The 12313-nt window shown below is 54.0% G+C and carries 12 protein-coding genes and 2 tRNA genes; all 14 read right to left on the reverse strand.

What is annotated here, in order from left to right; all coding sequences use genetic code 11:
• Positions 1-2: 2 nt before the first annotated feature.
• Positions 3-79: transfer RNA gene (locus AC2VLY_RS06780), tRNA-Pro, on the reverse strand.
• Positions 80-115: 36 nt separating this feature from the next.
• Positions 116-568, reverse strand: a complete 453-nt coding sequence (locus AC2VLY_RS06785; RefSeq protein WP_300253881.1) for a MerR family transcriptional regulator — start codon at positions 566-568, stop codon at positions 116-118.
• Positions 543-842: an integration host factor subunit alpha gene (locus AC2VLY_RS06790; RefSeq protein ID WP_024893611.1), complete on the reverse strand. Its 300-nt coding sequence runs from the start codon at positions 840-842 to the stop codon at positions 543-545. Before AC2VLY_RS06790 ends, AC2VLY_RS06785 begins: the two co-directional genes overlap by 26 nt.
• Before the next feature lie 12 nt (positions 843-854).
• The gene (gene pheT / locus AC2VLY_RS06795; protein ID WP_486892985.1) at positions 855-3248 is read right to left on the reverse strand and encodes a phenylalanine--tRNA ligase subunit beta; all 2394 of its coding nucleotides are present in this window, start codon (positions 3246-3248) and stop codon (positions 855-857) included.
• Between the two features lie 12 nt (positions 3249-3260).
• Complete coding sequence (pheS, locus tag AC2VLY_RS06800) at positions 3261-4283, reverse strand: phenylalanine--tRNA ligase subunit alpha (protein ID WP_486892986.1); 1023 nt, start codon at positions 4281-4283, stop codon at positions 3261-3263.
• A gap of 20 nt (positions 4284-4303) precedes the next feature.
• Complete coding sequence (gene rplT, locus AC2VLY_RS06805) at positions 4304-4663, reverse strand: 50S ribosomal protein L20 (protein ID WP_193651669.1); 360 nt, start codon at positions 4661-4663, stop codon at positions 4304-4306.
• Positions 4664-4681: 18 nt separating this feature from the next.
• Complete coding sequence (gene rpmI / locus AC2VLY_RS06810; RefSeq protein WP_010641739.1) at positions 4682-4879, reverse strand: 50S ribosomal protein L35; 198 nt, start codon at positions 4877-4879, stop codon at positions 4682-4684.
• 9 nt (positions 4880-4888) lie between these two features.
• A complete protein-coding gene (gene infC / locus AC2VLY_RS06815) occupies positions 4889-5500 on the reverse strand; it encodes a translation initiation factor IF-3 (protein WP_227485300.1) in 612 nt (203 codons plus the stop codon).
• Positions 5424-7358 carry a threonine--tRNA ligase gene (gene thrS, locus AC2VLY_RS06820; protein ID WP_486921986.1) on the reverse strand — a complete coding sequence of 645 codons (1935 nt, stop codon included), beginning with the start codon at positions 7356-7358 and terminating at the stop codon, positions 5424-5426. The genes infC and thrS overlap by 77 nt, the downstream gene beginning before the upstream one ends.
• A 54-nt stretch (positions 7359-7412) precedes the next feature.
• Positions 7413-7487: transfer RNA gene (locus AC2VLY_RS06825), tRNA-Val, on the reverse strand.
• A gap of 35 nt (positions 7488-7522) precedes the next feature.
• The gene (locus AC2VLY_RS06830; protein ID WP_300253869.1) at positions 7523-7837 is read right to left on the reverse strand and encodes a DUF2818 family protein; all 315 of its coding nucleotides are present in this window, start codon (positions 7835-7837) and stop codon (positions 7523-7525) included.
• Entirely contained in the window at positions 7837-9282 is a 1446-nt protein-coding gene (nuoN, locus tag AC2VLY_RS06835) for an NADH-quinone oxidoreductase subunit NuoN (RefSeq protein WP_486892988.1), read from the reverse strand. Before nuoN ends, AC2VLY_RS06830 begins: the two co-directional genes overlap by 1 nt.
• Positions 9283-9295: 13 nt before the next feature.
• The gene (locus tag AC2VLY_RS06840) at positions 9296-10777 is read right to left on the reverse strand and encodes an NADH-quinone oxidoreductase subunit M (RefSeq protein ID WP_486892989.1); all 1482 of its coding nucleotides are present in this window, start codon (positions 10775-10777) and stop codon (positions 9296-9298) included.
• Positions 10778-10783: 6 nt separating this feature from the next.
• Positions 10784-12313, reverse strand: a 1530-nt coding sequence (gene nuoL, locus AC2VLY_RS06845) for an NADH-quinone oxidoreductase subunit L (RefSeq protein ID WP_486921987.1), incomplete at its 5' end; no start/stop codon positions are given.

Genomic DNA, 12313 nt, shown 5'->3' on the forward strand with positions numbered 1-12313 from the left:
ATTGGTCGGGGCGAGAGGATTTGAACCTCCGACCACCTGAACCCCATTCAGGTGCGCTACCAGGCTGCGCTACGCCCCGCAAGAGCCGCTACTCTAATGCTTCGCTGGCGTCGGGTCAATGCTTGCCGGCACATATTTTTATCAATTCGGACAATTCAGTCCGCAGGTAGGTCAGGCGGTTGCCCGTGCTGGAATGCAGGCCGGAGGCATTATCCTCCATTTCGAATTCCAGTTGTGCCGCTGAGACCGGATGCCCGTGACTGGATTCGTTGCGCAGCCCCTGAAGTCGTTCACGAGCGCCGTGGATGGTGTAACCTTCTCCATATAGAAGCTCACGAATCTGTCGCGCCAATAGTAAGTCGTGGCGCTGGTAATAACGGCGATTACCTTTTCTTTTCAGCGGACTGAGTAGCGGAAATTCCTGCTCCCAATAGCGCAGTACATGGGCCTTTACCCCACAAAGCAGAGACGCCTCGCTAATGGAGAAATACCGTTTTTCAGGAATTTCTGGTAGCGCGGCGAGCTCTTTGCCAGCTTTACCCTTAGCCGTTATCTGGTTCGCTACCATTGACGTAGGCTTTGAGCTTCTGGCTCGGATGGAAAGTCACCACCCGCCGTGCGGTGATGGTAATTTCCACGCCGGTTTTGGGATTACGTCCTGGGCGGGGGTTTTTATCGCGCAGGGTGAAATTACCAAAGCCGGAGAGTTTCACTTCTTCACCCTGGGCCAGGTTTTCGCGAATATGATCAAACATGGCTTCCACAACACCTTTGGCTTCACGCTTGTTCAAGCCCATGGTTTCAAACAACATATCAACAATTTCTGCTTTCGTGACGGCCACTTTCTTTTCTCCCTATGCCCTGAGTTCTATGGAGCCGATTTGCTTCACTGCTGTGAGCATTCGCTCCAGTTCCATTTGTACATCAGCCTCAGTCAGCGTACGCTCACGATCCTGCAAAATGAGCGCAAATGCCAAACTGTAGGTCCCTGCCGGCAGGGATTCCCCCTGATAGCGATCAAAAATACGAATTTCCTGCAGCACCGCACTGGCAGCCTGCTGCATTGCCGCCAGAACTGCTCCTGCCTCAATGTTTTCGGGTATGACCAACGCCATATCCCGGCGCAAGGCAGGATAGGGTGACAACGCCGTAAAATGCCGCCCTTTCTGCAAATGTTCCAGCATCTCTATGTCCAGATAGAAGAAAAAGGCCGATTTGTCCAGGTCATAGCGCGCTGCGAGGGTCGGATGCAGAGCCCCGAGCATCCCGATTCGGCGGCCTTCAACCAGAATTTCTGCGGCCTGTCCGGGATGCAGCGCATGCTCAGTGGACAGGGTCTGGAACTCAAAATGGGTTTGTGGCCATAACGCCAGAATAGCGGCTACATCCCCTTTAAGATCAAAAAAATCCACATCCCGGGTGGGTTGCGCCCAGTTTTCACGATCTGCAGCGCCCCAGATACAACCCGCCAGGATCATGCTCTGTCGATCTGCCGAATAGACTCGCCCCATTTCAAAAAAACGAATACGATCCTGCTGACGCTTCGCATTAAATTGCAAGGTCTGCAACAAACCCGGCCAGAGGCTGGCACGCATCACCGCCAGGTCTGCTGACAAGGGGTTCAGCAAGGCGGGTGCATCCGCATTCGGCTGGAAATCATCCTGAGATTCCTGGCTGATAAAACTGTAGGTAATGACTTCGTGATAATCGCGGGCCTGCAAAATATGGCGCAATCTCTGAGATGATGACGGCTTATCGGGAACCGCCCGCAAGATGCCACGCGGGCGATGGGCTGGAAGACGGTCATAACCGTAAATTCTTCCCACCTCTTCAATGAGATCTGCCTCAATCCGCAGATCAAAACGATGGCTGGGGGCAGTGGCCTGCCAACCATCCTGCGCCGGATGGATCTGCAGACCCAAACGCGTCAGCAACTGCTCAACGTCGGTCGCCGCGTAGGGCATTCCCATCACCCGCTCAAGACGTTTTTGCCGCAATGAAATTTCGGCGGAAGCTGGCAACTGGCCCTTCAGGGTAAATGAACGGGAGGCACGCAATTGCGCGGCGACCAGCTCCATCATTTGCGCGAGCACGCCTCTGGCCACCTGCGGAGCCAGATTAAAATCCACGCCCCGCTCATAGCGCATGGCGGCATCGGTTTGCAAACCCAGTCGACGTGCGCGGCCCTGAATGACCTTGGGTTGGAAAAACGCCGCTTCCAGAATAATGGAACGGGTTTGCGCGGTCACACTGCTACGGCGTCCGCCGATAATACCCGCGAGTGCCAATGGTCCCTGCGCGTCGGCAATGACCAGCATATCAGGCTCCAGGTTCAGATCGCGGCCATCCAGCGCATCAAGGACTTCTCCGGTCCTGGCCCAGCGTACACACAGGCCACCCTGAATCGTATCAGCATCAAAAGCGTGCAAAGGCTGACCGGTATCAAACATCCAGAGGTTCAGCAAGTCCACCATCGGGTGGATACTGCGCTGACCGGCACGGCGCAAACGCTCACGCAAAAAATCCGGCAAGCGATTTGGTACGCCGTCAATCCACAATGCGGTATAACTGGGGCAGGCTGTTCTGGCTTCAGCATCTATGGATACAGAATAATCACCCTGCACGGGGTGTTGGGTGGAGTCCTGCTGAGACCACTCGGGGCCTTGCGTGACAGCTTGGGGATCATGCAGTTGCTGCGCCCCGAGGGCATACAGATCACGTGCCACGCCCTTTATGGACAGGGCATCACCACGATTAGGGGTAATGCCCAAAGTCAGAATTTCATCATCCAAATGCAGGTAGGTCCGCAGATCCGCACCTACGGGAGCCTCTGCATCCAGAATCAACAATCCGCTACTGCCATCCTCCAGACCCAGCTCACCAGCCGCACAAAGCATGCCCTCCGAACGCACCCCGCGCAGTTCCGAAATGCCTATTTTTTTATTACCCGGTAACTCCGCCCCCGGCAAGGCCAGGGGTACCCGCTGCCCTTCAGCCAGATTTGCAGCCCCACAGACAATCGTCCGCAGGGTACCGTCACCAGCGTCTACCTGAGCGATTCGTAGCTTGTCGGCTTCCGGATGCGCTGCCACGCTTTGTACCGCCGCAACGACCACAGAATGGAAAGGCGGAGCAGCAGGCTCGATAGCCTCTACCTCAATTCCACCCATAGTCAGCCGACGCGCGATTTCTTCCGTATTCCAGGAAAAATCCAACCAATCACGAAGCCACTGAATACTGATACGCATAGCCTTCGCTCCTCAGGAAAACTGCTTGAGAAAGCGCAGATCGTTCTCAAAAAAGAGACGCAAATCATTGACCCCATAACGCAGCATGGTCAGTCTTTCGATGCCCATGCCAAAAGCAAAACCGCCGAATTGTTCGCCATCTACTCCGGCAGCAGCCAGTACCGCTGGATGCACCATGCCGCAGCCCAGCACTTCCAGCCAGCCGGTTTGCTTGCAAACCCGACAACCTGAACCACCACAGATGACACAACCCACATCCACTTCTGCAGAAGGCTCCGTAAAGGGAAAATAGGAAGGCCGAAAGCGCACCGGCAAATCCGGTTTGGCAAAAAAACTCTGAAGAAAATCTTCCAGCAAGCCACGCAAATCAGCAAAACTGGCTTCTTCATCAAGAAGCAGGCCTTCCACCTGATGGAACATGGGCGTATGGGTAATATCGGAATCCCTCCGGTAAACGCGTCCCGTTGCAATCATCCGCAAAGGCGGCTGCTGCTGCTCGAGATAGCGAATTTGTACGGGAGAGGTATGCGTACGCAACACCCGATTCTGGTCAAAGTAGAACGTATCGTGCATCGCCCGCGCTGGATGATCTTCGGGAATATTCAGCGCTTCAAAATTATGATAATCGTCTTCTATTTCGGGACCATCACTAATTTCAAAACCCAAACCGGAAAAATATTGCTCTATCCATTCGAGTGTCTGACGGATGGGATGACTGCTCCCCAGCGCAATACGCCTTCCGGGCAGAGAGACATCTATCCGCTCAGCCTCCAGGCGGGCTTGAATCCATGCAGTTTCCAGTACGGTCCGGCGGGATTGCAGCAGATTCTGCACTTCCTCCTTGCGCACATTCAGTAATTGTCCGGCTTCACGGCGCGATTCTGGAGATAATTGTCCGAGTTGCTGCATGGCCTGGGTCAACAGCCCCTTTTTCCCTAACCAGTGCAGACGAATTTGTTCCAGCGCAGCAAGATCTGCAGCGGCCGCAATATCACGCGTGGCCTCTGCAAGGGAAGCTATGGAAGACAGCGACATATCCACAGCCTCCGTCACAATTAAGCGGCCAGCTGGCCCTTAGCCACCTCAACCAGACGGGTAAACGCCAGCTTGTCGCGCACCGCAATATCCGCAAGGACCTTGCGATCCAGCTGAATGCCGGCACGCAACAAACCATTCATGAAACGGCTGTAGCTAAGCCCTTCTGAACGCGCTGCGGCATTGATGCGCACAATCCAGAGGCTGCGGAAGTCCCGCTTCTTGGTACGACGATCCCGGTATTCATAAGTCAGGGCCTTCATCACCGCCTGATGGGCGATGCGGAAGTTGCTTTTACGTTGACCACGGAATCCCTTGGCGCGAGCCAGGACTTTTTTGTGACGGGCGTGGGCGGTTACGCCACGTTTTACTCTAGGCATGGTACGATTCCTCTGTCATCAAGCGTAGGGAAGCATGCGCCGCAAGGCAGCCTGATCGCTTCCCGAAGTCACCAAGGTGTGGCGCAGATGACGCTTCCGCTTGGTCGTTTTTTTGGTCAGGATGTGGTTCAAAAACGCCTGACGATGCTTAAATTTGCCGGATCCGGTGCGCTTGAAACGCTTGGCCGCTCCGCGATTGCTCTTCATTTTTGGCACGATGCTCTCCTATTTTTTCCGTGGGGCGACAATCATCACCATTTGCCGTCCCTCCATGCGTGGCCGTTGTTCAACCACCCCGACTTCTGCTAAATCCTTTTCTACCCGGTTGAGCAGTTCCATGCCCAGTTCCGGGTGAGACATCTCACGACCGCGAAAGCGCAGGGTAATTTTGGCCCGGTCTCCATCATCAATAAAACGCATGATATTACGGAGCTTGATCTGGTAATCGGCATCATCCGTACGCGGACGGAATTTGATTTCCTTTACCTGGGTCTGCTTTTGCCGACGCTTCGCTTCATGCTGACGCTTGCTTTCCTGAAAGCGAAACTTGCCGTAATCCATGATCCTGCAAACAGGTGGTTCCGCCTGTGGGGCAATTTCCACCAGATCCAGCTCGGCTTCTTCTGCGGCCGACAAGGCTTCCATAACGGAAACCACACCCATTTGTTCACCTTCCACCCCTATCAGCCGGACCCGCGCTGCGGTAATTTCCCGGTTGATATTGACTTCTTTCTCCGTCGCGATCGCCTTATCCTCCTCGCTAGCCTTGCCACTCCAGGGTATTCTGCCGCTCCTGATGCATTTTCTGCAGAGCGGTGCCCAGCGCAGCAATGCCATGGGAACCCAAGTCCTGACCGTTCCGATCCCTGAGCGCCACGGTTCCCGCTTCCTGTTCGCGTTCTCCGACGACCAGCATATAGGGCACCCGGCGCAGGGTGTGGGCGCGTATCTTATAACCTATCTTCTCGTTTCTCAAGTCCGTTTCGACACGGAGGCCGAGTTTGCTCAATGCTGCAGTGACAGATTCCGCATATTCGACAAAATGTTCACTGATCGGAAGCACCGCAACCTGCACGGGTGACAGCCACAAAGGAAATTTTCCCTCGTAATGTTCGATGAGCACCCCGAAAAAGCGCTCCACGGAACCAAATATGGCGCGATGCACCATGATAGGCACCTGCCGCGAACCATCTTCGGCCACATACTCCATCCCGAAACGCTCGGGCAAATTAAAATCGAGCTGGATGGTGCTGCACTGCCATTTACGGCCAATGGCATCCTGAATTTTCAGATCGATTTTCGGCCCGTAAAAAGCTCCGCCCCCTTCATCCACCTGATATTCCAGGCCCGCACGATCCAAAGCGGTCCGCAGAGCCTCGGTAGCTGTTTCCCAGATGGCATCACTACCTACGGAGTGCTCTGGCCGGGTGGAAAGGTTGATTTCGTAGCGGTCAAAACCAAAGGTGCCGAGAATTTTCTGAACCAGCGTCAGCACTTCGCCAATTTCCACCGCAATCTGATCAGGGCGGCAGAACACATGGGCGTCATCCTGGGTAAAGCCGCGCACCCGCATCAAACCATGCAGTGCGCCAGACATTTCATGACGGTATACCGTCCCCAGTTCCGCCCAACGCAGGGGCAAATCCCGATAGGAACGCAACCTGTCTTTGTAAATCAGAATGTGAAAAGGACAGTTCATGGGCTTGAGCTGATACGGCTGGCCTTCGTCCTGCATGGGATCAAACATGGATTCCGCGTAGAAGTCCTTGTGCCCAGAGGTATGCCACAGCTGCTCATGGGCAATATGCGGAGTAAACAGTAATTCATAGCCCCCATCCACGTGGGCACTGCGCCAGAAATCCTCAATGACCCGCCGGATCCGGGCACCCATGGGATGCCAGAAAACCAATCCACCCCCGGCATCTTCCTGAATGGAGAACAAATCCAGTTCGGTGCCAATACGGCGATGATCGCGCTTTTCAGCTTCAGCCAGTTGCTGCAAATAGGCGTCCAGATCTTTCTGGCTCGCCCAGGCCGTTCCATAAATCCGCTGCAACATGGGGTTGCGGGAGTCTCCACGCCAATAGGCTCCGGCCACCCGCTGCAACTTGAAGGCACCCAGTGACCCGGTAAAGGGCACATGAGGACCCCGGCAGAGATCCACGAAATCACCCTGACGGTACAAACTCAATGCTTCGCTGGCCGGAATATCACGGATAATCTGGACCTTGTAGTCTTCACCCATGCTCTCGAAGAGATCAATGGCGGCATCACGAGATAATACTTCGCGCTGGACGGAAAGATTCTGCTTTACCAGTTCGCGCATCCGGTTTTCAATGGCAGCAAGATCTTCCACAGTAAAGCTGCGCGCACTGGCAAAATCATAATAAAAGCCGTTTTCAATCACCGGGCCGATAGTCACCTGAACACCCGGAAACAGCGACTGAACCGCCTGCGCCAGCAAATGCGCGGTCGAGTGGCGAATCACTTCCAGACCTTCGGGACTGTCCTTGGTGATAATGGCTACTGCCACATTCTCATCCAGCACCGTGGAGAGATCCTTGAGGGCACCATCGACGCGCATGGCTACTGCTGCCTTGGCGAGTCCGCTGCCGATAGTGCGCGCCAGTTCCAGCCCGGTGAGGGGTTCAGGGAACTGTCGATGACTACCATCTGGCAACTGAATGTCTGGCATATACCCTCTCCAAAGAAAAAGCACCAGAGAGATTCTTCCCTCTGGTGCGGGATTTGGTAGGCACGGGCGGTTTCGAACCGCCGACCTCTACCGTGTCAAGGTAGCGCTCTCCCCCTGAGCTACGCGCCTGCAGCCAGCAAATGTACCCATTACGCGGGCTCCGGTCAAGATCTACGCAACATGGGCAGCACGTTAAAGCGCCAGATGAAACCGGGTATGGCAAAAACGGCAAACATGCACAGGGCAATCACATAAAATTCCCACCCCTGGGCATGAAGGCTACCATCCAGACTGTTTTCAATAGCCATGCCGATCAGCCCCACAATGAAGTACATCACCAACCACTCCACCAGGTACCACTGCAGGGCCTTGCCTCCCGCAACCGGGCGTATAAAAAACAGGCGATTACTCAGCCAGGGCAAATTGGCGGCCACAAAAGCCAGTAACATATAAAGTAGTACCCAATTATGCATACCCATCAAATCACTCCCTGCATGGCATAAAAACAGAATGCCATCAGCGGTCCGGGAATAATCCCCAGAACCAGCAAGGCCAGACTGTTGATACTGAGGGTAGCACTGGCAAGATCATCGCGCACGATCGGCCCGCTTTCCGGTTCAGGGGCATCAAAATACATGACTTTAACGACCCGCAAATAATAGAAAGCGCCAATTACTGCCAGCAATACGCCGATCACCGCCAACCACACATAACCCGCTGCAATGACGGCCTGGAACACCGCCAGCTTGGCATAAAAACCCACCGTCGGCGGAACACCCGCCATGGAAAACATGATGATGAGCATCAAAAAGGCATACCAGGGTTTGCGCTGCGATAATCCCTTGAAATCATCAATGCGATCCGCCTCAAAACCCGCCCGGGTGAGGAGCAGAATCATCCCGAAACCGGCCAGAGACATCAGCACATAAACAATGGTGTAGAAAAATGCGCTGGCAAAGCCAGCTTCTGTCCCCGCAACAATGCCCAGGGAAAGAAAACCCACATGCCCTACGGTTGAGTAGGCCAGCATCCGTTTCAGATTCTGTTGGGCAATGGCAATCAGGTTGCCTACAACCAGAGATACCAATGTCAGGGCAATAAATATCTGCTGCCAGGATTCCAGCATGCCGTACCCACCATCTACCAGCAGGCGAATAATCAGGGCAAAGGCACCGATTTTAGGTGCCGAGGCCAGAAAGGTCGTTACCACCGTGGGTGCGCCCTGATAGACATCCGGCAACCACATGTGAAAGGGGGCTGCGCCGAGCTTGAAAGCAATACCCGCCACGATAAAGACCAGGGCAAATACCAGAATCAGATTACTGCTGGTAACATTCACCAGTGCTGCAGCAATATGGCGAACCTCCAGGGTTCCTGTCAGTCCGTAGAGCAGCGACATACCGTAAAGCAGCAAACCCGAAGCCAGGGCACCCAGAACAAAATATTTCAGCCCTGCTTCGGTTGCGACCAGGCTGTCGCGATTGAAGGCAACCAGCGCATATTGACTCAGCGCCAAAAGCTCCAGCCCCAGATAGATGCTCAACAGGTTGGCGCCCGAGACCATCACCATGACCCCCAGCAGGGCAAAAAGCAACAATACGTAGATTTCGCCCCGGTATATGCCGCGATCCATCAGATAGCGTCGCGAATAGAGCACCACCATCAATACAGCAAGATAGCTGAACAATTCGGCCACATTGGTAAACGGATCCAGCACCAGCAAACCGGCGAAAGTCGTACCACTTTGTCCCAATTCAAAAAAGGTCAGCACTGCTGCACCCAGCAGCGTCAGGACCGTCAACACCGGAGCCACGTCCCGCAGTCGTTCACCCAGGTATAAATCCGCCAGCAACACCACGCAGGCCATGATCAACACCCAGATTTCCGGTATCGCAAAAGTCCAATGCAGCAGAAAAGCATTCATAGGCAGTGTCCTTCTACGCCGGAATTTTCGAAACAGCTATCTGCGCCACCAGATGCTGTACCGAAGTATGTACGATATCAAGGAAAGGTGCGGGCCATACGCCCAAGAGCAACGTGAACGCCGCCAGGGTCCCAAGCACCAGCATTTCGCGGGCATCGAGATCTTTCAGGGCTGCCACCTCGGGGTGCACAATTCCACCAAAAATAGCGCGTTTGAACAGCCACAGGGTGTAGCTGGCTCCGGTAATCAGACCAGTAGCGGCAAGAATCGCATACCACGGATTAACCTGATACGTGCCGAGCACCACCATGAACTCACCCACAAAACCGGAAGTCCCCGGCAACCCCACATTACCCATGGCGAATAACATCATCAACGCCGCAAATATCGGCATGACGTTGGCGACCCCTCCATAGGCCTTGATATTCCGGGTGTGCATACGGTCATAGAGCACGCCGATGCAGAGGAACATGGCGGCACTGATAAAGCCGTGAGAGAGCATCTGAATAATACTGCCTTCAATGGCGACACTATCAAACACGAAAAAGCCCAGCGTCACAAAGCCCATGTGGGCAATGGAGGAGTAAGCCACCAGTTTTTTCATGTCTTCCTGAACAATGGCCACCAGCGCCACATAAATAATGGCGATCAGGGAAAGCAGAATCATCAGCCAGGCGAGTTTGTGGCTGGCATCCGGAACAATGGGCAGACTCAGGCGCAGAAAACCGTAAGCCCCCATCTTCAGCATGATAGCGGCCAGTACCACCGATCCGGCGGTAGGCGCCTCCACGTGGGCATCCGGTAACCAGGTATGTACTGGCCACATGGGAATTTTTACCGCAAACGCCACAAAAAACGCAATAAATATGAGAATCTGCGCCGTCCTTCCCAGGGGGGTGTGCTGATAAACCAGCAAGTCGAAACTGTTGCCGCTGTGAAAATACAGGTACAACAAAGCCACCAGCATCAACACGGAACCCAGGAAGGTATACAGAAAAAACTTGATGGTGGCATACACCCGTCGTCGTCCACCCCAGACGCCGATAATCAGGAACATCGGAATCAGCATGGCTTCCCAGAATACATAAAAAAGAATGGCATCGAGGGCGCAGAACACGCCGATCATCATGCCTTCCATAATCAGGAAAGCCGCCATGAATTGGGCAACCCGGGTCTGGACATTACGCCAGGAGCTGATGACCACCAGTACGGTCAAAAAGCTGGTCAGCAATATAAACCACAGGGATATACCATCCACACCGAGGTGATAATAAATATTCAGGGAAGGAATCCACGAAACCCGCTCACTGAATTGCATGGCCGCAGTGTGCGTATCAAAACCCGTATAGAGGGGAATGGTAACGGCAAAGGCCAGCAAGGACACAATCAGGGCCAACCAACGCGCCAGCGCCGCACGGCGATCTCCAACGGCCAGAACCAGCAGGCCACCGACGATGGGTATCCAGATAGAATAGCTGAGGAGCGAAGCGTTCATCAGTGCCTACCCCTTCCAGATCACAAAATATGTCATGAATAAAATCAACCCGATAATCATGGCGAAAGCATAATGATAAATGTATCCCGTTTGCACTTTACGCCAGGACAATGCCAACTTGCCGATGCCGAAAGCGGTGCCATTGACCATCAGGCCGTCAATCAGTTTTTCGTCACCAACATGCCAGAACAACCGTCCAAACTGAATAACACTGCGTACCAGAACCGTATTATTAAAAGTGTCAAAACCGTATTTACTCTCCAGCAGCCAGGCTGCCGGACTGAGGATGCGGCTGAGCCATTCGGGTAAACCCGTATTCCAGGCATAAAAGTAGGCAGCACAAACAATACCCGCCACGGCCAACCAAAAGGGCCAGGCTTCCAGACCATGCACGATGAAGACGCCAGCGCCCTGCCAATGTGCGGCAATTTCACCGATGGTGTTGAACTGCGGAGCAATAACCAGCGAAGAATCGAGAAAATGCCCCAAACCTACCGGACCGATGTACGCCCAACCGGCATATACCGCAGGAATAGCCAATGCAATGAGTGGCACCGTAATCACCCAGGGTGACTCATGCAGATGATCCCGGATGTAGGGGTCCATGCGGGGTTTACCGTGGAACACCATGAAAAACATCCGGAAAGTATAGAGGGCCGTGACAAAGGCTCCCGCCACCAGCATGAACTCGGCCCAGCCAGCTCCCGGCAAGGTGGAAATACCCACAGCTTCAATAATCAGATCCTTGCTGAAAAAACCGGCAAAGGGCGGAATACCCGACAGTGCGAGACCGCCGATCAGAAAGGTGATGTAAGTAATGGGCATAGCCTTGCGCAAGCCGCCCATTTTACGGATGTCCTGTTCATTGGCCATGGCGTGAATCACCGAACCCGCCGCCAGGAACAGCAACGCTTTGAAAAAAGCATGGGTCATGAGGTGAAAAATAGCCGCTGAAAAGGCCGAAGCCCCCAGTGCAGCCGTCATGTATCCCAACTGGGAAAGGGTTGAGTAGGCAATAATGCGCTTGATGTCATTTTGCACCAGTCCGATCAGCCCCATGAACAAGGCGGTAATAGAGCCAATCAACAAAATGACGGTCAACGCTGTGGCCGATTGTTCATAAATGGGCGACATCCGGGCCACCATGAAAATCCCGGCGGTAACCATGGTCGCGGCGTGAATCAGCGCCGAAATGGGGGTTGGGCCTTCCATGGATTCCGGGAGCCAGACATGCAGCGGCACCTGGGCTGATTTGCCCATGGCACCGATAAACAGCAGCAAGGCAATCCAGGTCAGTACATTCCAGGGATGTCCGGGAATAATTTCTACGGTCTGGCCGACCAGATGGGGCACCATGGCAAATACCGTCCGGTAATCGAGACTGCCGCAGTAATGATAAATAGCCGCAATACCAATCAGGAAACCGAAATCACCGACCCGATTGACAATAAATGCCTTCAGGGCGGCGACATTGGCGCTTTCGCGCTGGAACCAGAAACCGATGAGCAGATAGGAAACCAGACCCACCGCTTCCCA

Source organism: Acidithiobacillus sp. TH-A36 (assembly GCF_057473445.1).

Excerpts from the sequence above, each read along its gene's own strand:
- pheS (WP_486892986.1), bottom strand. The coding sequence starts at position 4,283 with ATGTCGCTGTCTTCCATAGCTTCCCTTGCAGAGGCCACGCGTGATATT.
- thrS (WP_486921986.1), bottom strand. The coding sequence starts at position 7,358 with ATGCCAGACATTCAGTTGCCAGATGGTAGTCATCGACAGTTCCCTGAA.
- AC2VLY_RS06830 (WP_300253869.1), bottom strand. The coding sequence starts at position 7,837 with ATGGGTATGCATAATTGGGTACTACTTTATATGTTACTGGCTTTTGTG.
- AC2VLY_RS06840 (WP_486892989.1), bottom strand. The coding sequence starts at position 10,777 with ATGAACGCTTCGCTCCTCAGCTATTCTATCTGGATACCCATCGTCGGT.
- rplT (WP_193651669.1), bottom strand. The coding sequence starts at position 4,663 with ATGCCTAGAGTAAAACGTGGCGTAACCGCCCACGCCCGTCACAAAAAA.
- nuoN (WP_486892988.1), bottom strand. The coding sequence starts at position 9,282 with ATGAATGCTTTTCTGCTGCATTGGACTTTTGCGATACCGGAAATCTGG.
- pheT (WP_486892985.1), bottom strand. The coding sequence starts at position 3,248 with ATGCGTATCAGTATTCAGTGGCTTCGTGATTGGTTGGATTTTTCCTGG.
- AC2VLY_RS06785 (WP_300253881.1), bottom strand. The coding sequence starts at position 568 with ATGGTAGCGAACCAGATAACGGCTAAGGGTAAAGCTGGCAAAGAGCTC.
- infC (WP_227485300.1), bottom strand. The coding sequence starts at position 5,500 with ATGGCATTGCTGCGCTGGGCACCGCTCTGCAGAAAATGCATCAGGAGC.